This is a genomic window from Bacillus sp. 7894-2 (assembly GCF_002272225.1).
GTDB lineage: Bacteria > Bacillota > Bacilli > Bacillales > Cytobacillaceae > Cytobacillus.
Genome location: NZ_NPDG01000033.1, coordinates 21,333 through 47,856, shown reverse-complemented (window position 1 = coordinate 47,856; position 26,524 = coordinate 21,333). Strand labels below are relative to the sequence as shown.

At 38.0% G+C, this 26,524-nt stretch carries 22 protein-coding genes; 2 read left to right on the top strand and 20 right to left on the bottom strand.

Annotated features, from left to right (window positions below; genetic code table 11):
* Nucleotide 1: 1 nt before the first annotated feature.
* From CHI10_RS05770 to CHI10_RS05725, 10 genes are all read right to left on the bottom strand, one after another.
* A complete protein-coding gene (locus tag CHI10_RS05770) occupies nucleotides 2-1,261 on the bottom strand; it encodes a glycosyltransferase family 4 protein (RefSeq protein ID WP_095243364.1) in 1,260 nt (419 codons plus the stop codon).
* 59 nt (nucleotides 1,262-1,320) lie between these two features.
* Nucleotides 1,321-1,866, bottom strand: a complete 546-nt coding sequence (locus CHI10_RS05765; RefSeq protein WP_095243363.1) for a GNAT family N-acetyltransferase — start codon at nucleotides 1,864-1,866, stop codon at nucleotides 1,321-1,323.
* Between the two features lie 16 nt (nucleotides 1,867-1,882).
* Nucleotides 1,883-3,148 (bottom strand): ATP-binding protein, encoded by a 1,266-nt coding sequence (locus CHI10_RS05760; protein ID WP_095243362.1) that lies wholly within the window; start codon nucleotides 3,146-3,148, stop codon nucleotides 1,883-1,885.
* A gap of 11 nt (nucleotides 3,149-3,159) precedes the next feature.
* Complete coding sequence (locus CHI10_RS05755) at nucleotides 3,160-4,350, bottom strand: ATP-grasp domain-containing protein (RefSeq protein WP_095243361.1); 1,191 nt, start codon at nucleotides 4,348-4,350, stop codon at nucleotides 3,160-3,162.
* Between the two features lie 21 nt (nucleotides 4,351-4,371).
* Nucleotides 4,372-5,013: a sugar transferase gene (locus CHI10_RS05750; RefSeq protein ID WP_095243360.1), complete on the bottom strand. Its 642-nt coding sequence runs from the start codon at nucleotides 5,011-5,013 to the stop codon at nucleotides 4,372-4,374.
* A gap of 4 nt (nucleotides 5,014-5,017) precedes the next feature.
* Nucleotides 5,018-6,265: a DegT/DnrJ/EryC1/StrS family aminotransferase gene (locus CHI10_RS05745; protein ID WP_095243359.1), complete on the bottom strand. Its 1,248-nt coding sequence runs from the start codon at nucleotides 6,263-6,265 to the stop codon at nucleotides 5,018-5,020.
* Nucleotides 6,266-6,425: 160 nt separating this feature from the next.
* Complete coding sequence (locus CHI10_RS05740; RefSeq protein ID WP_095243358.1) at nucleotides 6,426-8,246, bottom strand: polysaccharide biosynthesis protein; 1,821 nt, start codon at nucleotides 8,244-8,246, stop codon at nucleotides 6,426-6,428.
* 347 nt (nucleotides 8,247-8,593) lie between these two features.
* Nucleotides 8,594-9,355 carry a tyrosine-protein phosphatase gene (locus tag CHI10_RS05735; protein WP_095243357.1) on the bottom strand — a complete coding sequence of 254 codons (762 nt, stop codon included), beginning with the start codon at nucleotides 9,353-9,355 and terminating at the stop codon, nucleotides 8,594-8,596.
* A gap of 97 nt (nucleotides 9,356-9,452) precedes the next feature.
* Nucleotides 9,453-10,124 (bottom strand): CpsD/CapB family tyrosine-protein kinase, encoded by a 672-nt coding sequence (locus CHI10_RS05730; RefSeq protein WP_095243435.1) that lies wholly within the window; start codon nucleotides 10,122-10,124, stop codon nucleotides 9,453-9,455.
* Nucleotides 10,125-10,146: 22 nt separating this feature from the next.
* Nucleotides 10,147-10,887, bottom strand: coding sequence for a YveK family protein (locus CHI10_RS05725; protein ID WP_095243356.1), 741 nt, complete (start codon nucleotides 10,885-10,887; stop codon nucleotides 10,147-10,149).
* A gap of 210 nt (nucleotides 10,888-11,097) precedes the next feature.
* Between CHI10_RS05725 and CHI10_RS05720 the strand changes: the two genes are divergently transcribed.
* Entirely contained in the window at nucleotides 11,098-11,898 is an 801-nt protein-coding gene (locus tag CHI10_RS05720; protein WP_095243355.1) for an SGNH/GDSL hydrolase family protein, read from the top strand.
* 41 nt (nucleotides 11,899-11,939) lie between these two features.
* On the opposite strand, the gene CHI10_RS05715 is transcribed toward CHI10_RS05720, so the two are convergent.
* The 4 genes from CHI10_RS05715 to CHI10_RS05700 form a co-directional block, all read right to left on the bottom strand.
* The gene (locus CHI10_RS05715; protein ID WP_095243354.1) at nucleotides 11,940-13,988 is read right to left on the bottom strand and encodes a pre-peptidase C-terminal domain-containing protein; all 2,049 of its coding nucleotides are present in this window, start codon (nucleotides 13,986-13,988) and stop codon (nucleotides 11,940-11,942) included.
* Between the two features lie 148 nt (nucleotides 13,989-14,136).
* Nucleotides 14,137-17,223: an Ig-like domain-containing protein gene (locus tag CHI10_RS05710; protein WP_095243353.1), complete on the bottom strand. Its 3,087-nt coding sequence runs from the start codon at nucleotides 17,221-17,223 to the stop codon at nucleotides 14,137-14,139.
* Nucleotides 17,224-17,389: 166 nt separating this feature from the next.
* On the bottom strand, nucleotides 17,390-18,046 hold the full coding sequence (locus tag CHI10_RS05705) for a class D sortase (protein ID WP_095243352.1): 657 nt from the start codon (nucleotides 18,044-18,046) through the stop codon (nucleotides 17,390-17,392).
* Between the two features lies 1 nt (nucleotide 18,047).
* Nucleotides 18,048-19,064, bottom strand: coding sequence for a processed acidic surface protein (locus CHI10_RS05700; RefSeq protein ID WP_179288964.1), 1,017 nt, complete (start codon nucleotides 19,062-19,064; stop codon nucleotides 18,048-18,050).
* Nucleotides 19,065-19,229: 165 nt separating this feature from the next.
* Between CHI10_RS05700 and CHI10_RS05695 the strand changes: the two genes are divergently transcribed.
* On the top strand, nucleotides 19,230-19,487 hold the full coding sequence (locus CHI10_RS05695; protein ID WP_457990198.1) for an excalibur calcium-binding domain-containing protein: 258 nt from the start codon (nucleotides 19,230-19,232) through the stop codon (nucleotides 19,485-19,487).
* A 36-nt stretch (nucleotides 19,488-19,523) separates the two neighbouring features.
* Here the strand turns inward: CHI10_RS05695 and CHI10_RS05690 are convergent, their stop codons facing one another.
* The 6 genes from CHI10_RS05690 to rhaD all read right to left on the bottom strand — a co-directional run bounded on the left by CHI10_RS05690 (nucleotide 19,524) and on the right by rhaD (nucleotide 26,498).
* Nucleotides 19,524-21,536 (bottom strand): penicillin-binding transpeptidase domain-containing protein, encoded by a 2,013-nt coding sequence (locus CHI10_RS05690; RefSeq protein WP_095243349.1) that lies wholly within the window; start codon nucleotides 21,534-21,536, stop codon nucleotides 19,524-19,526.
* Between the two features lie 264 nt (nucleotides 21,537-21,800).
* Nucleotides 21,801-22,019: a hypothetical protein gene (locus CHI10_RS05685; protein ID WP_095243348.1), complete on the bottom strand. Its 219-nt coding sequence runs from the start codon at nucleotides 22,017-22,019 to the stop codon at nucleotides 21,801-21,803.
* A gap of 584 nt (nucleotides 22,020-22,603) precedes the next feature.
* On the bottom strand, nucleotides 22,604-22,732 hold the full coding sequence (locus CHI10_RS22610) for a hypothetical protein (protein ID WP_286137193.1): 129 nt from the start codon (nucleotides 22,730-22,732) through the stop codon (nucleotides 22,604-22,606).
* Between the two features lie 139 nt (nucleotides 22,733-22,871).
* Nucleotides 22,872-24,125, bottom strand: a complete 1,254-nt coding sequence (gene rhaA / locus CHI10_RS05680) for an L-rhamnose isomerase (protein WP_095243347.1) — start codon at nucleotides 24,123-24,125, stop codon at nucleotides 22,872-22,874.
* Nucleotides 24,103-25,554, bottom strand: a complete 1,452-nt coding sequence (gene rhaB, locus CHI10_RS05675; protein WP_095243346.1) for a rhamnulokinase — start codon at nucleotides 25,552-25,554, stop codon at nucleotides 24,103-24,105. The genes rhaA and rhaB overlap by 23 nt, the downstream gene beginning before the upstream one ends.
* A gap of 98 nt (nucleotides 25,555-25,652) precedes the next feature.
* Entirely contained in the window at nucleotides 25,653-26,498 is an 846-nt protein-coding gene (gene rhaD / locus CHI10_RS05670; RefSeq protein WP_095243345.1) for a rhamnulose-1-phosphate aldolase, read from the bottom strand.
* Nucleotides 26,499-26,524 lie beyond the last annotated feature (26 nt).

Here is a 26,524-nt window from a genome sequence, read left to right as displayed (position 1 = left end):
ATTACTTAACCCCTTTTTTGTTTTCAAAAGACATTTTTATATTTCTTATGTGATCCGCTAACTCTAGATAAACTTTATCAGAATTGAATTTTTCATTAAATAACCTCTTCGCATTTGCAGACATAGAATGTAATAGCTTTCTATCTAAATATAATTTTTTAATATTTAATTCCAATTCATCCGAATTTTTATAAGTCATGCCACATTGGTTTTCATGTACTAAATCTGCCATAATTCCTTCTAACCCTAGGAATACCGGCAGAGAAGCTGATAGATATTCACCAAATTTATTCGGTGTATTTTTTGTGAAATTTATACTATTTCTATAAGGCGCTATTCCAATTGAGGAAGCAGCTAATAATGAAAGGATTTGTTCTTCTTCAATCCAGCCAGGTAATACTAAATTTTCCATGCCCTCTGACAAAATCTTTATTTTATCAAGTGATTCGCCAGTTCCACAAAGTACAAATTTTATATTTTTATTATCTTTAAGCTTATTAGCAGCTTCCACTATTGGCTCTAATATAAACTGCCGACCAAAATTGCCCAAAAATACAACAATAAAATCTTCCTTTTTTAATCCGTGTTCTGACCAATGTTTTTCAAAGTTATCTAACTCACTATAAAAATTACGAGGTTTATATGATGTATAAAAGACCTTATCAAATCTTCTTTGTTTTATCCCAGCAACTTCCAAACCATATTCTAAGAAGTTAGGAGTTACACCAATAATAGAAGTAGATTCTTTTAAAATGCATTCTAATTGCTTTTTACTAAACCAAATATATGGCCTAATAAGAGGATTTCCCCATTTTGGGACAACCTCTTTATATATTTCTGGCCACAAATCTCTAATATCAACTATAGTTGGAATGTTGTTCTTTTTCCCAAAATTCACCACTGCTTTAGATAGTTGTAAAGGAGCCATTGTTGCAATAATAATATCAGGTTTCTTATAATTTTTTGTGTTTTTTATGAATTTATTTGCTAAATTTCTTTGAAGTAAGATTCTCTGTAAAGATATGTTTTTCTTATACCCATTTGTTTTAATTAAATGAATAGTTAAATTTTCCTTATATGCTATATTAGTATCACAATCATATCTATGTTTCTTCTTATAATGGTGAAAGGTAGAACTAAACCAATGAACTTCATGTCCTTGCTCTGATAAGATTGTGGAAAGCATCCCCATCCTTCTAAGTCTGGGATTCCCTTCATCTACTGGCAAAGGTTCTCCTGTTGAAACAATCCATATATTCATATTTTTAATTCCTCTTCTCAATCACAGACCTATGTCAATGTTTTAGTAAATCTAACTAATTAATTAAGTTGACTTTTATTTAGGGTTATTCTAAAAATTCTTACAAAGGTATTCTCTCTAAGAAACTGAAATCCTATTTTATTTATTCCATTAATTGAAGGATAATTAGTATTCTCTACTGCAATAAAGAATCTGGTTATTCCATATTCATAATTAATGGAATAGATTAATTGTTTTATTATACAAGGATAGATTCCTTGCCCTCTATATTGAGGTGAAACGTAAAAACGGCATAGATAGCAATCTTGTATTTTATAAAAATAATCTTTAGAATTCCCCATCTTTGCCCAACCGTATCCAACTAGATTTTCACCCACAAATGCGAATACACCAGAGTCATTCATATCTAACATCTTTTTGAAGTCCTTAACGTAACTTGATTCTCTTAGTTTTTTGACAAGAATGTAATTCTCATAGGTTATTTGTTTAAATGTTATACCTACTTTTGGTGTTACATTTTTTTCATTCCCTAATGTTAAGGTATATAATTTTTCTCTGTAAATTTTAAAAAGATTTCTAAACCGCTCAAGAAACAATGGCTTCATCCTTATTCACCCTAACTTAATTGGGAATTGTAAACCTTGTTAGTATCATATCTTTCCCATTTTTGGAAATAACACGTATAGATTGATTAATTTTTCTAATAACATTTGATAAGTCTTCAAAGCTGCTTGAAACGATATTAATTCGAATAAACATTTGAAAATATGACCCAGTTATTTCAACTTCATCTCCTATCTCATGTGTTCTTACATATGAAACAACTTGAGGCATATCTTCAATTACATCCAAACCAGTAATTTTATCTATAGTACCTTCTTTTAATAAGAATGATAAATTGCAAGAAGGGAAAGGTGTATAGGCATGATCGTAGTTTGTAATATCATAGCCGAAAGTACTTCCATTAATCGCTAAAGATATCATCATCTCCAATAAATTTACACCTGTTTGTTTTTCAACAATTTGATAATGCTTCTCTCCACTTAACCTGTAAGCCATCTCATATATATAGAAAGAATCCTTATTTATAAGAGATTGAATTAGGACAACACCATTTTCTATTCCAAGACCTTTGATCATTTCCCTAACTCGATTGTCTAAATTGTCGCAGAAATAATTCAAATGCTTTGAAGGAAAAATTGTTGCAATCGGTAATGGAGGAGATTCTTTAGTTTGACTATAAACATATCTATCAGTCATAGCAGAAAGAGTGATTTGGCCATTTTGTATTGTGTAATACATTTCTACACCATAATCATTGTCAATGAAGCGTTCAATAATTACCTTTTTCTGTTTTGAAAAACTAATTGCTTTTTCATAGCCCTTTAAAAGTTCATCTATGCTGTAACATACAGTAATGCCTTTGCTTCCATAACTATCAATAGGCTTTATAATTACAGGAAACTTTATTTCTTCTATATCCCACTCTTTAAAATCATTCTCAAAAAAATATTCTTCCACTACTGGTATTTCATATTGTTTACAATACTCTTTGAAACGTTTTTTATTTGTTGTGATTTCTAACTGTTCCTTCGTGGCATAAAATGAAAGATTTAGTTTCTCACATAGTTCCTGAGCACTCCATAGATTTAAATCTTCAAAACCAGTAAACACGCCATCTATTTCTTCTTCTATAGCTATTTTAAGTAGAGAATCTATATCAGTTGTACTTACATCATATGATTTGTCAGCAATTTCTTTTGCAGGAGATGTGGGAGAAAAATCTGTTACAATAGTATATAATCCCATATTTTTAGCTGTTTCTACAACATCTATCATGTGCGTAATTCCACCAAGGATAAGTAACTTCTTTCCTTTAAAATCCATCAACCTAACACCTACCTAACCTTATCAACCTTTATATTAATTCTATTAATTGCTTCCTTACATATATTGATTGCTTTCTCTGCATTATCACTCTGCGCAATAACAAACCCAACTCTGTCACTACTACTTTTTATACCTTCTACTGTATCGCCTATAGTTTTCAATATAGTTACTTGTCTAATACCGTTAATCTCTCTTGCAGCTTCAATACCGTCAATTGATTTTATGGTTCCATTCGGTATATCTAAGTAAAGAATTGCACTTCCATTATTAAATTTTGGTTTAATTTTGGGGTTCTCGCCTATACATGTTCTTATAGTAGCTTCTACCATATCGATTCCTGTTGATAGAGGTACAAGGTGGGTTGTTATAAAGTCTCCACCCATTCGAGCACCCAATTCAACCATCTTAGGCCCTTCGGGTGTTAATATAATTTCAACATGTGCTGGACCATTTTTTATCCCTACCGCTCCAACAGCTTTAATTGATAGATTTTTAATTTGTTCTATTTGCTCTCGATTTAACTGAGACTGTTGAGAATGTCCCATCTCTACAAAATATGGTGCACCAGTTGTCAATTTATCTGTAACAGCCAAGATATTAGGCTGACCGTCTATAATCATAATTTCAACACTAACTTCTTTACCAATCATAAATTCTTCAATTATAACGGCGCCGTTTCTTGAGTGTTTTTTACTATATAGATATGATTCAATTAGTTCTTCTTTTTTATTTACTAAAATAACTCCCCTGCTGCCTGAATTATCAGTCGGCTTAATAATACAAGGATATTTCAGCTTTTTGGAAATATCATCCAATTCTTTTTTTTCATTAATTATATGAAACCAAGGTGTTTCAACATTATGCTTTTCAAAGGTTTTAATCATCTCACCTTTATCAGTAGATTTTATTGCTGCATCAAGAGATATACCGGGCAACCCTAATTCAGAGGTAGCGACGGCTAATGAGCGTACTGGCATATCAGTACCAAGTGTCATTATTCCGTCAGGCTTTATCTGTTTTGCTACTTTTAAAACACCTTCGATATCAATAGTGCTTACATTAAAATAGCTGTCTGCATATTTAATTCCAATTGCATTTGGATTGTAGTCAATTGTTGTTACACTATAGCCCAATTCTTTGGCTCGTATAATTGCTGGAAGCTGTAACGTTGATGAACCTATAATTAATATTTTTTTCATTTTAAGCTGCTGCCCTTCGACCTATAGATTTTCATTTTTTTTTAAGGAACTAATATCCATGTCTCCGCTAGGTACTTTTTCTGTATAAATATGTTTTCTTTTCAAGACAGACATTAGTGTTTCAAATAAAATTTTAATATCTAATTTAAACGATATATTTTCAACATAGTAGACATCATTTTTAAATTTCTGCTCTTGAGGAATGGAGTTACGATAAAAAGCTTGACTATATCCTGTTATACCAGGTCTAACGGAAAGTTTTTTCTTATCATTTTCATCATAATCTAGTAATGCACCTGGCAAATCTGGCCTTGGTCCTATTAAACTCATATCACCTTTTAAAACATTTAAAATTTGAGGAGTCTCATCAAGACTAGTCCTTCGAAGAAAACTTCCCACTCTGGTTAATCTTGGATCATCTTTTGAGTTAAACGTAGACCCATCATTATTTCTAAGATCAGGTGCATTTATTTTCATTGACCGAAACTTGTACATTGTATATATTTTCCCATTCTTACCTAGTCGTTTGGCATTATAAAAAATTGAACCTCTGTCCTCTAGATAAATGATTGGACCAATTAAAAAAATAAGAATTACCATAAACGGCATAGCCATCAAAGTAAAGATCAAATCAATTAACCGTTTAACTAACTTCCTATACATCTTTTCACCCCATAGAACTGGTTATAAAACTATTGTTAATCCCATACAAAGCACTTTTAAACTTTTCACATACATATCTTACATCCTCATCACATAATAAAGTATGAAGAGGAAGAGTAATCTCATTTGCATATTGGAAATAGGCATTTGGGTAGTCCTTAATATCAAATCCTAAATTTTTATAAGCAGTAAACATTGGTAGTGGCTTGTAATGAACATTACATGCCACCCCCATTTCTGCCATATTAACAATTATCTTATTTCTTTGAACTTCATCAATACCAGGTATTCTCATTAAATAAAGGTGACCGGAAGAGGCAAAATGTTCCCCAAAATGTTGCATGGTATCGATACCTAGCGGTAATAACTCTTTATCATATTGCTCAATTATTTCCTTACGTCTCTTAATTAATGCTTGATATCTGTTTAACTGTACCAAACCAATACTAGCCATAATATCTGTCATGTTGTACTTATAGGCTGGGTAAACTATATCATATTCCCATGCCCCAACTTGTGTTTTTGCTAAGGCATCTTTTGATTGACCGTGCAAACTATACAGCATATATTGCTTATAAAGCCATTCATCGTCTAACCCAATCCCATTACGCCAAACAACAGCGCCACCCTCTGCTGTTGTCAAGTTCTTTACTGCGTGAAAAGAAAAACAACTAAAGTCTGCAACTTCCCCACATTTCATTCCATTTTTCTCAGCTCCAAAGGCATGTGCTGCATCAGTCATTACAATTATTCTATTAAATAATGATTGAATTTGATTGTCTGCTTTAAAGATCTCTTTTTTATTTTCTACGATTTCGTAAATGCTTTCATAATCACACATTTTCCCTGCGATATCTACTGGAATTATTGCTTTCGTTTTTTCTGTAATTGCATTAGCGAGTTTAGAATAATCCATCTCATAAGAATTCGGAGCTGTATCTACTAACACAATCTTTGCACCTGTGTGATTTATAACAGAAGCAGAAGCTGTATAAGTATAAGCAGATGTGATAACTTCATCTCCGGGTCCAATACCTAAAATTCGAAGGGTAAGTTCCATTGCTGCTGTTGCAGAATTTAAACAAACTGCTTTCTTAACACCAACAAAATCTGCTATTTTCTTTTCCAGCTCCTTTGTTCTGGGACCAGTAGTTATCCATCCAGACTTCATTGTACTAATAACTTCATCTATCTCCGCACTTGTAATATCTGGAGGTGAAAAGGGTATATTTCTAGATTTTATATTTGTCATTTAAAATTTTCCTCGCTTGATAATTTATGTTTATTTTTTTAACTTCTTATTTCTTCTAACAAATTGCCCATTCTAAAGTTTTGTAATTGTTTTAGAAAAAAGATTTAATTAATTTGTTCATAAAAACTTGGTTCCACTAAGATCATCCTTAGATTATTTTTTATTTCATAACATATTGAATTTTATTGTTTCTCCGATTAGCCAAATTCAAAACAAACTGACTAATTTCATTTGAAGACATCCCATCAAATTCATCAATCAAATAATGAACCTCATCTTCTTGATCTAAAACTGCCTTCCCAATAAAAATCTTCGGGAACACCGCTTCCTTATGAACTTCATTCTCTCCAAGCAATTCCTCATACATCTTCTCTCCAGGCCTTATTCCTGAAAATTGGATTCCGATTTCTTCCTCTTTATATCCTGATAGAGTGATTAGATTTCTAGCCAAATCAACAATCTTAACCGGCTCTCCCATATCTAAAACAAAAATTTCGCCACCGCGAGCTAACGCACCCGCTTGCATAACTAATCTTGAAGCTTCCGGAATCGTCATAAAATACCTGGTCATATCAGGATGTGTAACCGTAACAGGCCCGCCAGCCTGAATCTGCTTTTTAAATAATGGAATAACACTTCCCCGGCTGCCTAGCACATTCCCAAACCTTACAGCCACAAACTTTGTTGTACTATGCTTATCAAGCTCTTGAATCACCATTTCTGCAATCCTCTTTGTTGAACCCATCACATTTGTTGGATTAACAGCCTTATCAGAAGAGACTAAAACAAATGTCCCTACACCAAAAGTGTCAGCAGCCTCTGCAACATTCTTCGTCCCAAGCACATTATTCTTTACAGCCTCTTTCGGATTATATTCCATTAAAGGCACATGCTTATGTGCAGCCGCATGATATACAACATCCGGTCTATGTGCTTCCATTACTTCAAAAATCCGATCTCTGTCCTGAATATCTGCAATAACAGGCACGATTTCCAATTCACCTTTATGCTTATTCCTTAATTCCATATCTATCAGGTAAATGGAGTTCTCTCCATGCCCCAGCAGAACAAGCTTCTCTGGCTGGAACTTGCATACCTGGCGGCAGATTTCCGATCCAATTGAACCGCCTGCACCTGTTACTAAAACGGTCTTTCCAGTAAGCTTTTCTGAAATGGTGTCAATATCTAGTTTGACTGGTTCACGACCTAATAAATCCTCTACTTGAACATCGCGAAATTGGTTAACAGACACTTTGCCAATCATCACATCCTCAATCATTGGCATGATGACTGTTTTGGCTTTAGTACCCGAACACTCTTCAAAAATCCGCTGCATTTCTTTCTTATTGAGAGAAGGAATAGCTATGATAATTTTATCAATATTCAACGTTTCAACAGTCTTTGAAATATGTTTAGACCCCCCTACAACGGGTAAACCAAGTATATGTAATTTATACTTTTTCGGGTCATCATCGATAAATGCAACAGGTTTAATTTCTGTGTCTTGATTTTTGAAGAGCTGTCTTGCTAGCATTGTACCCGCAGCACCGGCCCCTACTATTAAGGCTCGCTTTTGTTCTTTCTTTGATTTAATATATCGATCCCGGTATACACGCCATGAAAATCGCGAACCTCCGATTAATAGTACATGCATCATCCACGCCAGCATTAATGCCCTGAAGTATACATCCCCTATTAAAAGCTGCTGCATGATACCTGTTGTCATAATCGAAAGACTTACAGCCTTTACAATAGCAACAAGCTCACTTACACTTGCATACTCCCAAGCTTTATTATATAAGTGATACATAGAAGCAAATAAATGATGGCTAAGCAGAAGTGTGATCGCACTAACTAACAGGAATTTTGATCCAAGCCATGTCAATGTCGGATGGAGGGTCATTACACTTACATAAATAGCCGATAAAACAATTAGCGAATCTAGGATCACTAACAAAGTCATCCTTTTTTGGTACGTCAAATTAATAGCCTCCTTTTCATTCTATAGGTCTTTTAAACTATTGAATTTCCGCAAATGTCCATAACTGAGCAAAAATAAATATCTAATGGTAAAACAGGACAAATCCTGTACTAGCATTAGATATCTATTGTTTTTGAAAATACTCCAATAAAAAAACCGATGTAAGCGAATACTTTACCGAAGAATATCTCCATACATAAATTTAATTTTGTGGGCATTTAACCCATCCTCACACCATGCTATTGACGACATTGCGTCTAAGGTGAATGATTCACCCACAGCACAGTCGAGTGCCCCCATCGATAATGGCCAGGAGGCATCGCCGGTATACTTACTTTTGTTACCCTTTAAAAAATACCCAAAAACTTTCTCTTCTTTATTCTTTCCGGTATTTCCCTCATAATATTACTATTTTCAACTAGCAGTTCAGCATTCTCCGAAAAGAGATACACCATATCTGGTCCGTATTTTGAATCAATTAAATTGAATGCTTCCGTTATTTTGAATGTTCGATTATTTACATTATGAGCATCAGAGGCAATAAAATGAGTTAAGTTTGCTTCAATTAATTGCAGAGAAAACTTTTTAATATTATTACCAAAGTATCCGCAAAGACTCGATGCTGTCACCTGTGTTAACGCACCTTTTTCTACAAATTGATATAAAAGGTCTGGCTGCTCCATTATTTGTTTGTTTCTCTCTGGGTGAACAATAATCGGAACTAACCCTTGTAGCTGAATATCGAATAAAAGTCTTTCTGCATACCTTGGAACATGGTTGGATGGAAATTCTATGAAAAGATATTGAGTTTCAGAGAGTGAAAGGATTTCTCCAGATTTTATTCCTTCAATAATCTCCCCGTAAATCCGCACTTCTTGTCCTGGCAGAACCTTCAGTGGTACTGCTTCCTCATTCAATCGATTATTCAGTTCCTGAACAGCCGTAATAATTTCTGATTTTATATTTTGATAGGAGTGGTTATGGTGAGGCGTAGCAATGATGGAAGAGATTCCTTCCTTAACTGCCTCCTTCGCCATATCCAAGCTGTCTTCGATGGTCTGTGCACCATCATCTACTCCCGGCAAGATATGACAATGTATATCGATCATCCATACCACCCCTTTCCATATTTGTCAGGTTTACACTTCTTTTGTCATGTTATCACTTCGCTTCAATACGGTAAAGGGTGTATTTTGTCGAAGTTTGTCAGTTTGCACCATAATAATAATAATGCTGTGATTCCTTCATCTTTTTATTATTTAGAACAACACCTAGTAATTTTCCTTTGGCAGCTTCTAATAGCTCTTTTGTTTTCAGGAGCTGATCTTTTTCTGCTTTTCCGCTTCCAGCTACCAATATAGTTCCCTGGCATTTATTTGATAAAATCTGCGCATCTGTAACGGCTAATACCGGCGGGGTATCAAACAGGATAATATCAAATTCATCCATGACTGTTTTGATAAAGTAATCCATCGCCTTTGAGCCAAGGAGTTCAGATGGATTCGGCGGAATTGGGCCGCTTGGCAGGATAAATAAATTTTTCATATCAATCGCTTTAACAGCTTCCTTAAGAGGCATCTGGTTTGTTAAAACACTCGTTAAACCGCTTGTATTCATCACGTTAAATGTGTAATGAACGGTCGGCTTACGCAGATCAGCATCTACCAGCAAGACCTTTTTTCCTTGCTGCGCAAAAACAACGGCAAGGTTTGCTGTTGTGGTTGACTTTCCTTCTCCAGGACCCGATGATGTGATCATAATCGTACGGATTTCCTCATCCACAGATGAAAACTGGATATTTGTTCTAATTGTTCTGTACTGTTCTGAGATAGGAGACTTCGGATCGTTTTTCGAAATGAGCTTTCGTTTATGCTCCATCAATTTCTTTTTTTCATTCTTCTTAAGAACCAATCGTCTCACCTCTTAACCTTGTTTTACGGTCGGAACGGCTTGCATTTTCAACAGTATCTTCCATTGTAGCGATGACTCCAAGTACTGGAAGGCCAAGTGTTTTTTCGATGTCTTGCTCGTCTTTAATCGTGTTATCAAGATACTCCAGTAAAAATGCAATTCCCACACCTGCCATAAGACCAACCACTAAAGCAATGGCAATATTTAATAGAGGCTGCGGCTTGATCGGAGCCTGATTTTCTCCTACTTCAGCCTTTGCCAGAATGGTTACGTTATTGATATTCATGATATCTACGATTTCTTTTTGGAACACTTCTGCTGTTGTATTGGCTATGTCAGCTGCTCTTTTTGGATTTTCATCTTGTACAGAAATATTAACTACCTGGGAATTCTGTTCACTTTGCACAGTAATCTTCTGATTAAGTGCACCTGTTGTCATATCCAATTTAAGCTCTTCTTTTACTAATTCCAGAATGGCAGCACTTTTAATAATTACGTTATACGTGTTAATCAGCTGTAGATTAGTCTGAACCTCTCCTGCACTATATGTGCTCTGTTCATCTTTAGCCTGATTCACTAGAATTTGAGTAGACGATTGATATATCGGTGTTAAGAAGAAATAACTGACAATTCCGCTGATCATAACGGCAGCAATTGTTACGGCAAAAATAAGCGTCATTCTTTTCTTCAATGTCTGTAATAGTTCTTTTAGACTAATTGTTTCTTCCATTGATATCCTCCTAGTAAAATGTAAAAACAAAAAGTATTATAACATAGTGAGTTGCTAAATTTGTGATTATTTGTCATAATTTTAATGAAAATGTAAAGTATTTGTTATCACTCTTCCTATTTAACTATATACTGTAAGATTTTGATAGATAGATGCGTTAATTGGAAATTATTACATAGAGGACTTTAGATCCTTATACTGGAGGTTATTATGAATAAATTATTGATTATACTTCTTGCCATTTCCTGCGGGGTTGTCCTTTATATAGGAAATGCTCATTGGAAGGAAAAAACAGTTCATTCGACAGAGACAGAAAAGCAGACTAAAACAGCTGCTAAAGCCGAGAGTTCATCTGAAAAGGATAAGTCCGCTGAAAAGATCAGTATTGATGAATTTACCAAACTATCTCAGAATTGGCCTGAGGAAGCGAAGAGAAGATTTCAACAAACATTTTTAGAAGAAATCCCTTATAAGATTGTGATTGTAGGTTCGTCTGCTATAGGAACAGAAACTGAAGGATGGGCTTACTTAACAAAACAAAAGCTGGAAGAGACGTACGGCGATTTTATAGAAGTAGACATCCAAACCTTTGACGGCACTTCCATGCAATTCAGCAGTGAGAATGACGTTTCCAAAATCATTGAGGAGAAAGCTGATCTTATCCTTTTAGAGCCATTTACATTAAAGGATAATGGAGAGGTAATAATCGAAGACTCCCATGCCAATATTTCCAACTGGATGGAATCCGTTCAAGCTGACAACCCAGATACTGTGTTTATTCTGCAACCGCCAAATCCAATCCATGATGCCAGTTATTATCCGCTCCAGGTTGAGGAATTAAAGAAATATGCGGAAGCAAACAATATCCCTTACCTGGATCATTGGACAGCCTGGCCAGATCCACAATCTGGTGAGATTATTCCTTATTTGTCTGAGGATAATGAAATTCCCAGCGAACAGGGACATCAGCTGTGGAGTGATTTCATTACAGATTACTTCATTAATAAATAGAAAAAATGCAAACCAGCCCGGTTTGCATTTTTTCTTTTATATTATTTCTCAGCCTTGTAGCTTACCTTGACACGACTGCTTTCCTTCATGCCATCGCTCTGTGCTGTAATATACACACTTCCAGCCTTTTTCCCAAGCTGTGAAATATTGACGGTTGCCGAAGTTTTGCTCACCTTGCTTGATTTAGCCAGCAGCTTTCCGCCTTTGGATGCAGTATAAACTTTGACCACATCCCCTTTCTTCAGCTTGCTTACGGTAATGACATCTTTTTTATTCTTATTGTTTGTGATTTTTACTTGGCTCGTTTTAACAGCATTCGTCTGCTCTCCAGTGAATGACACCCCTGTTCTTTTGCTCTCGGACATACTTGGCGAGGTGCGGGTGACATAGATTTCCCCTGCCTTTTCACCAATTTGGTTCACCGTAAGGGTATCAGCAGTACCTGTGCTTGTTTTCTGCGCAATTAGCTTTCCTTTTGATGAAGCATTGTAAATCTTAACTACATCCCCTTTTTGAATGCCGGAGACGCGGATGGAATCATTCTTTCCTTTATTATTGGTTACCTTCACTTTACTTGAAGCCAATGCTGGTGTTTGCATGTATAGCTTGAAGGAATAAGGAATATCAATGTAGCCATAATTATTCTTGATCTGCAGATAGTACGTTCCTTTTTTTAGCGAAACCTGCAGTGCGGCATTCCCCTTTACAGCTTCACTTCCATTTGTAACTATGTCTTTATATACTGTACCTGAGCTGCTTTGGATTCTAGCATATAGCTCCAATCCTGTTTTCTGAGGGATTTGCAGGTTTACCAGTCCATCCTTTGGAACGGAGAACTTATAGAAATCAAGATCGTCATAAGATTGGAGATTGCCATTGTATGATTGGTTTAGCTTAATCGAGTTCGCTGTTGTTAAGTTATTATTAAATTCCTGCTCATAATAATTGCTTGCTTTGTATTTAACCTGAAACTCGTAAGGCTTATCTATTCCTGACGAATAATTATTTATTAATACATAGTAGGTTCCCTTAGGCAGTCCCACTTCTTTTACGGCATAACCTTCGATCATTTCACTGTCATCTGTATAGAGATGTGCATACGTGTTGCCTTTCGTGTCCTGAATATGAGCATACCATTCGGTCCCCGGCTTTTGCTTGATTGATAGAGTTACATTTCCAGGTTTTGATAAGGTAACTTTATAGAAGTCTTTATCATCAGAATGTTGGATGCTACCCTTATAAGTTTTATTAACTGTTAATCCATTTGCAGCTGTAATTGAGTTATTAAACTCTTTCTCATAATAATCTGTAGCTGTATATTGAACCTTCATTTGATAAGGTGTTTCATACCCATTGGAATAATTCTCAATTTTAAGGTAGTAGGTGCCTGCCGGGAGGCCTGCTTCTGCCGATGCATACCCTGTAACCATTTCACTATCATCCGTGTACATATAATCATAGACATTTCCTTTTGTATCTTGTAAATGGGCGTACCATTCGACGCCTGGCTGATTCTCAATCATAAGCTTAATATTCCCTGGCTTGGTTAGAGTAAATTTGTAAAAATCCTTATCATCATACCTTTTAAGCATTCCAGTATAAAACTTATTGAGCTCTATGGCATTGGCAGTAGTCAAAGAATCATTTAACTCTTTTTCATAGTAATTGGATTGTGTATACTGTACCTTAAATTCATAATTCACTCCTATTGTTCCGGAGTAGTTCTCTATTTTTATGTAATAAGTGCCTGCTGGCAGGCCTACTGGTCTGGCTGCATCTCCGCTCACCATTTCACTGTCATCCGTAAGGAAAGATTCAAAAACCTGTCCTGAACTGTTTAAAACCTCTCCCTGCCAAGTAGAATTATGCTTTTGTTTTATTGCTAGTGTAATATTGCCTGGTGCCGAAATGGTAAACTTATAGAAATCCTCCTGATCATAATCCTTAAGGACTCCTTTGTATGTCTGATTCACATTGATCGCTTTCGCATCCGAAATAGACGCAGCTGCCTTCTCCGTTCCCCACATTAAAAATGCACAGCATGCCAGAAGTGCAATGAGAAAGCTTTTTGTTTGTTTGGTCACCTTCAAGTGTATCTCCCCTTTTATAAAAGTAAGAATATTTTATCTTAAATTACTTATTTTGGATATATATTATTTCTATTTACCTGATACTTTTTAACCATATTTACACCACCCAAAAAGAAGAAGAGGCTTTCACCTCTCCAACTCCTTATTATTAGCGTTTCTTTACAGTTATTTTTGCTGATTTCCCTGTATTGCCGGCCTTATCTTTTGCATAGACATAAAGGGTTTTTCCAGCTTTCTGTTTGCTTATTTTCACCGAAAAGCTGCCCGATTTTGATGCTTTTGCGGAACCGATCACCTTGGATTCGGCTTTTACATAGACGGTGGAGTATGCCTCGGCCTTTCCGGTTACCATGGTTGAGGAAGCTGTTACTTTGTTTACAGATGGTGTTTTAGGCGCTGTTTTGTCCTTTATCGTGACTTTAGTGGTTTTGCTTGTGTTTCCTGCTTTATCCTTTGCTGTTATGGATAGAACAGTGCCTGCCTTCTGGGCTGATTTCATTGTTACTGTGAATTTTCCATCCTTGGCTGCCGTAGCCGTGCCAAGTGTAGTGCTGCCTTTTTTCACGGTAACCTTTGAGCCTGCTTCTGCTTTTCCGGTTACCTTTTTATCCGAGTCTTTTACAGCACTAACGGCAGGAGCTGCCGGCGGTGTTTTGTCCACTACTGTAACCTTAGCTGTTTTGCTCACATTTCCCGCTTTATCTGCTGCTGTTAGACTCAGTACTGTGCCTGCTTTTTGTGCAGATTTTATGCTTACTGAGAACTTCCCATATTTATCTGCTGTTGCTGCTCCGAGTGTACTGCTGCCTTTCTTGACAGTCACTTTGGAGCCCGCTTCCGCCTTACCTGTTACTTTTTTGTCATAGTCTTTAACAGCGTCCACCTTAGGGGCTGATGGAGCGGTTTTATCCACTACTTTCACTTGAGTTGCTTTACTCACATTGCCCGCTTTATCCGTGGCCGTAACCGTTAAGTTCGTACCTGCTTTCTCAGCTGCTTTTAAAGAAACTGTGAACTTTCCGTCAGATGCAGCTGAAGCAGTGCCAAGAACGGTTGATCCTTTTTTGACAGTTACTTTTGAACCTGCTTCTGCCTTGCCGGTTACTTTTTTGTCATAGTCCCTTACAGGATCTACAGCAGGTGCAGCTGGAGCTGTTTTGTCTTTTACAGTAACCTTCGTCTCCGGACTTTTATTTCCGGCGCTGTCTTCTGCAAATACAGTCAAAACCGTTCCTGCTTTTTGCTTTGCCATCCCGGCACTGAAATTTCCACTGCTGTTGGAAGTTGCTGTACCCATTACTGTATTCCCAGCTTTTACTGTTATCTTGCTTCCTGCTTCAGCCTTACCGTTTACAGCGCTATCCTGGTCGCTGACCGGATTGACCGTTGGAGCAGCTGGCGGTGTCGTGTCTTTTTCGTCTTCGCCCACAAAGGTATAGGTGATGTCATCCCCTTTGTTCGCAGGAATGGACATATCAGCTGAAGCCTGAGTGACAATGGCGCCGCCGCCCCTCAAATAAGTGGAAGCGCCTGTATATAATCGGGGCTGCAGAGAATCGAAAGCCTGCTCACCTTTAAACCCATGCAAGCCGCCACTTTCCTTTAACAAGAGTGCTGCACGGAAATTTGTCATCGTTTGTCCAAACGTCAGAGAAGGATCCACATACTTTTTCATGACATTTTCTATTGCTCTATAGTCATTATTGGAATCCTTCAATATCTCTTTGAAAATAGCATTTCCTTTATTCGCCTGAAGCTTTACATATTGTCCGAATAAATAAGATAACGAATAGTTGGCCAATGTATCCCCATAATAGTCCCAATAAAGGAGTGAGTGCCCACTGATAATTGAATTGGAGTAATTGTAATAATCAATCCGATCAGTCAGAGCCTGGCCTGTGTATACTTGTTCCGCTGCCATGGCCAATGCTTCATCAAGCCAGATATCCATGCCATCCTCATCGCCTTCAATGAAAACATTCTGATTGAAGTTGACCATATGCTGAAATTCGTGGGCAAGTGTTTCATAGGATGCTGCAGGATCCTTTTCCGTGCCTGTTCCCATTAACGGATAGGTGTCCACATAAAAAATTTCCGACTTGTTGGAGTAAGAGACATTATACAAGTCACCCGGATAGAAATACCCGGCTATATAGCCTCCGCTTCCATAGAATCCATCCTGGATATCATAAGCAAGAATATTGATCTTGCCGTCCCCATCGACATCCGACTCTCCTGCGAAGTGGTTTGTAATGACAGGATGGATGCCTGTATCAAACTCACTGCCAAGCGTTTCTGCCTGCTTCGTTGTCAGCTGGTTATTATGTACCCACACATTTGCTTTTGATCCAGTGTAGAGCAATGTTGCATTAATTTGATAATCCTGATCGGAGTTAAAGTTATATACCGAGAAATATCTCGTTTGCCCCGTTTGATAGGCTGCTCTTTTGCTTTTATAGCTGTTTAGCTGTTTCCCTTTATTTTTCTTTACATCAAAAGGTTTTTTCACATCAAGTCTGTACGCATTCTGCTTCAGCCTTTTGTTGGAGGCATATTTATCATTGTTCAGGGAGAACTGGCCCGTGCTTTGGAAGTCATCTCCTAACACTGACTCATTGCTGATAATGGCATATTTATCAGCAGGCCCTGCAGGTTGATCTTGATAGAATGGGTTTTCCACTTTAAAAAGGAAAACATCTGAATAAGATTCATCATAAACACTGGCTGATACACCCAAGCGCATATAAATATATGGCTGATTCATAAAAGGTGCTTTATCAATGTAGGAATCTAAATAAGAGTATTGTGTCCCATATAAATTAAATTCTGTGTATCCAACAAAATCAAAGCTATCATTTTCCTCACTATAAAACTCAAGGGAAATAATGGAGTCTTTATAATAAGCCGATGATGATCGATAATACAATTCAACGATCATACTTGAATCAGAATAATCGAAGACATCTTCAAACCAAATATGATGATAGGTGTTCTGGCTATCCAGTAAAGAGCCTGCAAGGTCACCTGGTTCCATTAAGGGAATATCATCTTTTGCTGCAAACTTATAATCTTTTGATTCATCCTTAGACTTTTTTGGAGCTCTCTCAGTTTGGATGCTTTCCTTCATACGGCTTGCCTTTGCCGTTTCCGCTTTTTCTGCTCCAAAAACGGTGATCGGCTGTACTATGAGAATTAACACCAGAAACAAGCATAAAAATCTTTTAAACTGACTCATCCCTTTTCCTCCGTTAATCAAATTCAATCGTTCTACTTATTGGTTTTTTTAGTAGAATATGTATATTATATAGGGAATTTATTCTAACAGATGTCGAAAAATAGGAAGTTGATAAATATTTTTTCATAGAAAAAAGCCCCCTTTGAAAGGAGACTCCTGGAATAGGTTATTTTTTTGATAAGAGATTCGCAACGAGAATGTATCTTTGCGGGGCATCTCCTATAAAATCAAAAGGATAGCAAGTCGTTACGGTCAGCATGGCACGCGGCTTTGGTACGATTACTGTCCGATCGTCAGCATCCACAATCCGCACTTTGTTTACACGATATACAAAGGTGCCCGCCTTTGTGGTTACCTCCAGAATATCGCCCTTTCCCACCTCACCAAGCTTTCTAAAGACTGTATCTCTGTGCCCGGAAAGAACAGAATTATCCTTTTCTCCCGGCATCACACTTCCTGCATAATGTCCTACACCTTTTTCAAGTTCATCTTCATCTGTGCCGTGAATAATAGGCAAAACGGACTTGATTTTCGGAATATAAAGCTCACCGATATTTTCACCAATCTCCGGCTCTTCTGAATATAAAACTTTCTTCTCAGCTTTCGCCTCCTCGGTGCCAGCAGCAGAAACCTCTTTCTTCAGCTCCATTTCCCGTACAGGCGCATTCATCTTATACGAGATATAGCCTTTGCCTACTTTATAGACACTTGTCGTTGTAACCAATAGCCCAAGCAGAATCAAACTCATACTAATGAAAAGAAGAAACAGCCACTTCTTGCGGCGGCCCGCTCCGCTTGTCTTTTTGCTTTTACCCTGAGTCATCTTACCTTTCCCTTACCCTGCGGAATAATGTAACCCCTATCATTAAACTGAAGACACCCATAACTCCATATAACATATTGTTTGAAGCCGTATTCGGCAGCTTGCCGCCTTTTTCTGTTTTATTTTCAGATGGTTTTTTCACTTTTTCAGTTGCCTTTGTAAGATCCTTGCCTGTTTCTTTAATAAGGTCTGAGTCAAACATTTCACCTGTTATGATGATATCTGCAAGAAATTCCCCCGCCAGATTATAGATGCTGATCTTCAGTTTCGCATTAATTAATTCCGTCATATTAAAAAGTTCAAGTAATGTAAGTTCTTTTTCAGAATTATTTGTAATCAGTGTATATTCCACTTTAACCTGATAGATGGAAAGCAGCTCATCAAAAATAGCTAGCATTTCTTCCACCTGTTCTGATGTTAATTCTCCAGCCACATCGAAATCCCCAATCTCCATCATCCGATAAGCAAGTTCCTCAAGCCGCTGAATAGTCTCTGGGCTTGAAAGGTCATCCTCAATGGAAAGGAGGTGATTTTTCAATCTCTCAATCTCCTCATCTGTCAGATCAAATTCAGTCTTGAAGACTTCCAAAAGCTCCTTAATCATATCCTCATCAACAAATTCATCTGCCGTATAGAAAAATACTGCCTCTTCCAAATCCCCAACGAAAATATAATCGTCCAGTTCTTCTCCATACTCTTCAAGTAAACTAATTAATGAGTCTTCATCCAGGTCATATTCTTCATAGATAAACAGAAGATTGCTTAGATCGCCCTTAATTACTTCTCCCAAGAAATCGCTCAACTCTTCAATAGATGAAAAATTTTCTATGGATTCATCATACCAGGAGAGGGAAGCCTCTATATCTTCTCTAGTAACTTCCAAACCCCTAGTCGCGCTAATGTCACTTAGATACTGCTGAAATTCTTCATCAAATTCCGGAGTCTGAGCTGAAGCAGCAGGGCTGAACAAACTGAAAATTAAGACTACAACTGATAGAACAACGCCTAATTTCCTCATAATCTTCCTCATTTCACCATTTTTTCAATACTTCTATATTATATTTCCTGTTCCTATTTTTTACAATAAACAATTTAAGAGAGTTAAATTATCATTGAACTTCTGATGAAAACAAATTATATTTATTACATAATCAGGAAAATCGGAGGGGTAATTTTGAAAAAATTGTTATCAGCCATCATTACACTATGTCTTTTAGCCTCACTGTCTTTTAGCCCGGCAGCTTCCGCGAAAACTGCCAAAATCAAGACATATAAAAATTGCACAGAGCTAAATAAGGACTATAAAGGCGGAGTAGCCCGGACTGCTGGCATTAAGAATAAAGGCGGAAAAACCAAATATAAACCGTATGTATCAGCAAAACTCTACGATGCCAACAAGTCAAAAGACAGGGACAAGGACAAGATTGCCTGTGAAAGATAACAAAAAGGGAAGCAGCCAGCTGCCTCCCTTTTCTATTTAAAACCGATCTTTATTTTTTTCAAAGACCTTCTTAACCTTTTCCACGACAACCTTTGAACCGCCTTTATCTTCAACGCCTTCCATCATCATCGCAATCAGCAGGTTAGGATCCCCTGGATTATAGGCAACAAACAAGCCATTTTCCTGTCCTTTTTCCTCTGCACTTCTTTTCAGCTCGGCAGTTCCTGTTTTACCGGCAAGCGGATAATCCTTCATATTCGCTGAGTGAGCTGTTCCGGAAGGTTCCTGAACCACTTTGGTGATAGCTGCTTCAACAGTATTGGCTGTTTCCTCACTGATAATATTTTCTTTCCACACCTGATTCTTTTCTTCTTCTCCCATTAATACTGGCTTTATAAGAGAGCCTTTATTTACAATCGGCGTATAGGCTGCTGCCAGATGAAGAATGCTCATCTCTACTTCTCCCTGTCCATATCCTGAATCTGCCAGTTTGATTTCACTGTCCAGACCGCCAATCTGCGATGTCTCAATTGGGAAAGGGAATGGAATCTCCTCATCAAAGCCAAACTTCTTTAAGCCCGCAGAGAATTTCTCTTTCCCTAGATCAAGTGCCTCTTTAGCAAAATAGATATTATCTGAATACATCATTGCTTTTTCAAAATCAACAGGTCCGTTCGGATCCTTAACACGAGTTACCTGATAGCTTCCCCAGGATTTGCTCTTCTGCCATTTTAGGCCTTTCACCTGAATAGTTTCATCAAGTGTCAGTGTCCCTTCGGATAGACCAACCGCTCCTGTGATTGGCTTCAGCACTGATCCGGGAGCATAGGTTTGCTTGAATCGGTTCATGAGCGGCATATCTTTGTTCTCTTCAAGCTGCTTCCACTCATTTGCGGTAAAGCCCAGCGAAGCCTCATTTGGATCGAAGCTTGGACTGCTGACTAAAGCAAGCGTATCCCCTGTAACCGGATCAATTGCTGCAGAAGTCCCCGGACTTCCCTTCAGTTCTTCATATAGATCCTTCTGAAGAGTGATGTCGATTGTCAGCTCAATCGTTTCGCCATTTTTCACAGGTTTTTCTGCCAGTACAACTTCAGATCCATCTTTCTTTGTGATGCCAATTTTGACACCGTTTGTTCCCTTCAGCCGTTCTTCAAGGACTTGTTCCAGTCCTCTTTTTCCAATGATATCAGTGGAGGAATATCCTTTTCCTTCGTTCTTCTTTAGTTCATCAGCTGTAATGGGGCCTACATAGCCGACCAAATGAGCTGATGCCTCGCCGAACGGATAAATTCTTCCTTTAACATCCTGTTTCAAAACGCCTTTAAGGGCAAACACTTTGTCCAATGTCGCCCTGTCATCCGGAGAAACTTTTTTGATTGGCACAAAGTACCCGGGCTGTACCCAGTCTGCATTCAGGCTTTTGCTGATTTGCTCTTCTGAGATGCCCAAGGCGGATGAGAGACCTTTAACTGTCTGCTCTTTTTGGCCTTCCATCTGCTCAGGAACAACACCAATTTCATATAACGTTCCGTTTAAAGCCAGCGGGTCACCTGTACGGTCCACTATATCCCCCCGCTGCGCCGGTACGGTGCTGTAGCTGATTTTATCCTCAGGTCCAAGCTCCGGGAAAATATACGTTGTATCCCATGCAACAAACCAGCTTTCCTCATCCTCTTTTTCTTCTTTTACCAGGCTGGCTTCATGAGAGAATTCAATTTTCCCTGCCGCGCTCTCCATCGATGCTGAAAATGGAAGTGCAGCCTTTTCTTCCTTCTTATACTCTTTTTCCATATCCGGTTTATATGTAACTTTTAACTTGCTAATCTCTAAATCTTTATATACCTTCTCATAGCGCTCTACAAAGTCCTTCTTGCTGATAGACTTCTTGGCGCTTTCTGATAAAAACCCATACATTTTATCGAACTCTTGCTTATTCCAATGCTCAACGTACTGGGCAAAACGGTCTTGAGGCTTAACTTCTTTATTGCATCCGCTCAGCACGGCCAAGAATAGAATAGAAATAAGTAAAATCAACCATCTCTTCATGGATATCCCTCCTTCCTACATTTTACCATTTGTGAGGGGAGGGTTTCCAATACAATCCTTCAAAATTTGCTATTTCATAACATGATATTGGATGGAGATTTGAGGGTAGCCACGGAAGGGTTCTAATTGGTTCCAGAACCGCCGCTGCAGCAACATTTCTTTATCAGATCCTATGAAGCCTATTGGGCGGCGGAACAGAACAGGGAGTTTGGCTATGTGGTTTTAAGGAAGTTCCCATAATTACAAGCTTTAAACAGAATATATTCAATGGATAGCTGAAGCTTTTTTGCAAACTTTAAAGAGGTTATCGAGGCATTCTTTCTTGACCCTTTCGTGGCACGTGAAATCGTAACGGATTTCATTTTCCAACTCTGAAGCGATTTCTGATATGCGCTCTTTCTTATTTTTTCTTAATTGTTTATTCGAAAGGCAGTTTGCAATTTTTTGTTCAAAGTATTCGACTGTACCGAATAACGGTCTCAATTTGAACACCTCCTTTTTCAATATTTCCCGCTTATTCAACAATTTCCCCACTATATCGCTATTAAACTTGAAAATTCCGAAAATTAGAATCTCTTTATTGCTTAAGGTCGACGATAATTTATTATATTTATGAAATTATTTCTCTATACCGATTCTTTCAGACTATAGAGTTCAACAATTAACTTGAAGACAAAATAAAAAGGAGCCTTATATGCTCCATAGTTTAAAAGATATTAGAGGTATTGAATCAATTTTGTATGGTGATACTTTGATTTCTTATAGATGTTAATAAAAAGGGTTGTAGATGAAGTCGCGCCCAAGATTGTGTTATAAGTAAGGAACCAGAACTTATGCCATCTAATCCTTAAATTCTTGACCATTTCATCACTCCTTATTATCTTTTTTCCAGCTTACCATATGTTTATTAACCCTTTATTAAGGTAGTGTAAATAACATGTAATAAATATTTATTTAGTTTTTTGGCAATAATAAGAATGGCGCATAGAGATCTTTAACCTTTTTATCCAACGATTCCACATCTCTATGTGCCACATAAAAATAAAAAGAGCCCCTTTTTTGGACTCTTAATAAAAGTAATGCCTATCCTCAATTTCATCTTCATAATCATATTCTTCCTGTTCATCAGCCTGGTCCTCGGTCATATTTGGTGATTCCGACATTTCATCAAGAAATTCAAGAATTTTTCTTATCATTTATCTCACCTCATCCATATGATTACCCATGGAACCACTTTACAAAACTCTTGTTAAGCAAATATAAAAAGTGTGTTAAAGTTCTATGAAGACAAAAGGGAGACGGACTGCAGCAGCCCATCTCCTTCTTAAATAAGAATTATCTTTTCGCCAAAACTTCTTCCTCATATTTCTTTATTTCACCCAGCCATGTTTCTTTAACAGGCACGCCCATAGTTTGACAGTAGTAATCCCATACAGCCCCAAACGGGTAGGTTTTAAACTCCTCCATGAGTGCAAGGCGGTCAGTAAATTGACCCCTTTCTTGAAGCTCTATCAGGTAATCATTTGGTGTCAGCAGCGCATAGAGCAGTGCTTTAATCATATTGCGAGTCCCAATTACCCAAGCCGCTACCCGGTTAATGCTTGCATCAAAGAAATCCATGCCAAGCTTTACTTTATCCAAAGCTCCGCAGCGCACAAGCTCCAGTGCAATTTCCCGCAGCTCATCATCCAATGTTACGACATGATCACTATCCCAGCGTACTGGCCGCGAAACATGTAATGCAAGCTGATCCGCATACAGGAGCATGGAGGAAATCTTATTGGATACTGTTTCCGTTGGATGAAAATGCCCTGTGTCCAGCAGGCAGAGTTTATCGTTCTTTAATGCATATCCCATATAAAACTCATGGGAGCCAACAACATACGACTCTGAACCAATGCCAAACAGTTTGCTTTCAATGGCATCGATATTATATGTACTATCAATTCCTTCTGCAAAAATTCTATCCAATGACTCTTTCAATCTCACTCTAGGTGTCAGCCGGTCGCTCGGAATATCCTTATATCCGTCCGGTATCCAAATATTTGTCAGGCACGGTGTACCAAGTTCTCTGCCAAAGTACTCCCCTATCTTCCGGCTGGCAATGCAGTGATTAATCCAGAACCCTCTGATTTTCTCGTTTGGATGAGATAAAGTTAGCCCATCTGCAGCTTTCTCATGGGAAAATAAAGTAGGGTTAAAATCCAGGCCTAAACCAAGTTCTTTTGCCCAATCCACCCAGTTCTGAAAATACTTCGGCTCCAATTGGTCACGTTCAACTGCTTTCCCATCTGTTTCTGCATAGATCGCATGCAGGTTGACACGATGTTTTCCTGGAATAAGGGAAAGTGCTTTCTCCAGGTCACTTCTTAATTCCTCTGGTGTTTCAGCCTTTCCAGGATAATTCCCTGTAACATCAATGCCTCCGGAAAGCTCATTTTGTTTCGCTTCAAACCCCTGGACATCATCTCCCTGCCAGCAGTGGATGGAAATCGGAATGGCTTTTAACACCTCCAGGACTTCATCCGTGTTGATTCCCCACTTTTCATAAGCACGTTTGGCATTTTCATAATTTTCCTGTATTCTCATAAGGTACACTCCTCATTGACTCCTGACTTGCTGGGGGGAATTTCTTCAGCTCAAATGACCTTTTAATAATGGTTCTTGCCTCTTTTAGTTCCCCAATGTCCCCCAGCGACATTAGCTGTGCTGCAAGATTTCCGATGGCTGTTGCTTCAGATGGACCAGCCACCACCTCTTTACCGGTCCTGTCCGCTATCAGCTGGTTCAGGTACTCATTTTGACAGCCGCCGCCAATTACGTTAATGGTCTTAAACTTTTGTTCAAAAATCTCTTCTATTTCAAGAACTGCATTTTGATAGCTTTCTGCTAAACTAATAAAAATGCACTTGGCAATCTCACCCGGTGTTTCAGGCAGAGGCAGATTTTTTTCCGTACAATATTCCTGAATCTCAGTTATCATATTTTCCGGCTTTAAAAACCTTCCGTCATCAACATTGATTATAGTATTGAAAGCTGTTGCTTCACGGGCTAATTCAACCAGTTCACTGAAGGAATATTGACCACTGTAATTTCTTTTTACTTCCTGGATCATCCAAAGACCCATAATATTCTTTAGAAAGCGATAGCGGTAATCCACTCCGCCCTCATTTGTATAATTATATTGGCGCGCTTTTGGCACACATATCGGAAAGCGGTTTTCAACACCAATTAATGACCAGGTTCCCGAGCTGATATAAATGGTATTTTCCACTTCAGGTACAGCCATTACAGCTGATCCCGTATCATGGGTGGCAGGCAAAATAACGTCAAGATCAAATCCGAATTCAGAAACAAGCTCATCCTTCAAATTCCCAAGTACTGTTCGGGGTGGCATTATTTCCTGAAACATCTCCTTATTGATTCCAAGTTTCCCGAGAATTTCACCATCCCACTTTTTTGTAAACGCATTGACCAGCTGCGTAGTGGTGGCATTGGTATATTCATTTGATTTATTTCCAGTTAATAAATAATTGAAATAATCAGGAATCATCAGGAAGGTTTTTGCTCGATCCAAGACTTCTGGCTGGTTTCTTTTTAAGGCTTCCAGCTGAAAAATGGTATTGAAGGTAAGAAATTGAATACCCGTTTCCAAATACAGCTCTTCTTTCCCGATCTTTTTAAAAACTTCCTCCATCATGCCTGCCGTTCGGGGATCACGGTAGGAAACAGCATCGGTCAGAGTCTGGTCCTTTTCATCCAGCAGCACAAAATCAATGGCCCATGTATCAATGCCTATGCTGTCTGGCTTTAATCCTAACTTTCCGCAGTGATGAATCCCCTTTTTAATTTCCGTAAATAAGGTGTCAACATCCCAGCAATAGTGGTTATTTCTTTGGATAATCTTGTTTTCAAATCGATATACTTCCTGTAATTTCAGTACACCTTCCTCAAGATATCCTGCAATTAATCTTCCGCTGGATGCACCAATATCGACAGCTAAGCTAAGCTTGCCCAATTATAACAACCCCCATTTGGAAACGCTTACTTCAAAGCGAAAATAAAGAGCTTTTTTAAATGCTGGCCGAACGTTTGTCCAGCCAGCATGAATTTATTTTATTTTGTTATTTGAAGGATTCCCGGCTTTGGTGATACCCCGAAGGCTTCAGCTAATACGGCAAGCTGGTCATCTGTAATGACCTGTTTTACTCCGCCACGGTGGGAATTAATCAGCATATAAATCTGTGCAGCTTTCTCAGCTGTCTCAATTAAGCCAAAAGCATCATCAATAGAGCTGCCCGTACCGAAAATACCATGATGCGGCCATACAACTAACCGATACTCATTCATCTTCTTTGCTGTTTCCTTCCCAATCTCTTTCGTGCCTGGTATCATCCAAGGCAGAAGCCCCACACCATCCGGAAATACAATGATGCATTCAGATTCCATCTGCCATAGTGATTTTGTAAATGCCACTTCATCCAGTTCGTGAGTATACGTCATGGCAACAACATTCGTAGCGTGGTTATGCATAATCACTCTATGATTTTCATCATGCTTCAGCCTGACAATATGGCTCATGAAGTGAGATGGGAGTTCGCTCGTTGGCTTTCCGCCATTTGCAAAGCCCCATAATATATCCAGTTCTCTTCCTTCATCGGTCACCTGAATAATGCCCAGCAGTTCCTCAGGATTATCAATTATGTTTTTAAAATAGCTGCCTGATGCTGTTACCATAAAGTATTTGCCAGAAAGCTCCGGAACCGGGAAATCAAGGCCGATGGTACGGATCGCCTTACCTTTTTCGATATAAGGTTCAAGTTCTTCTTCATCCAGGATTATGCTGACGTTCCCTCCATTGCGCTCATCCCAGCCTAATTTCCACATATTATGGGTTGCCTGCATCATCTGCTGTAAAAATGGCGATTCCAGTATATTTCTTTTGGCATTTACAGTATTCATATATCCATGCTCCTTCTGTTTAAATT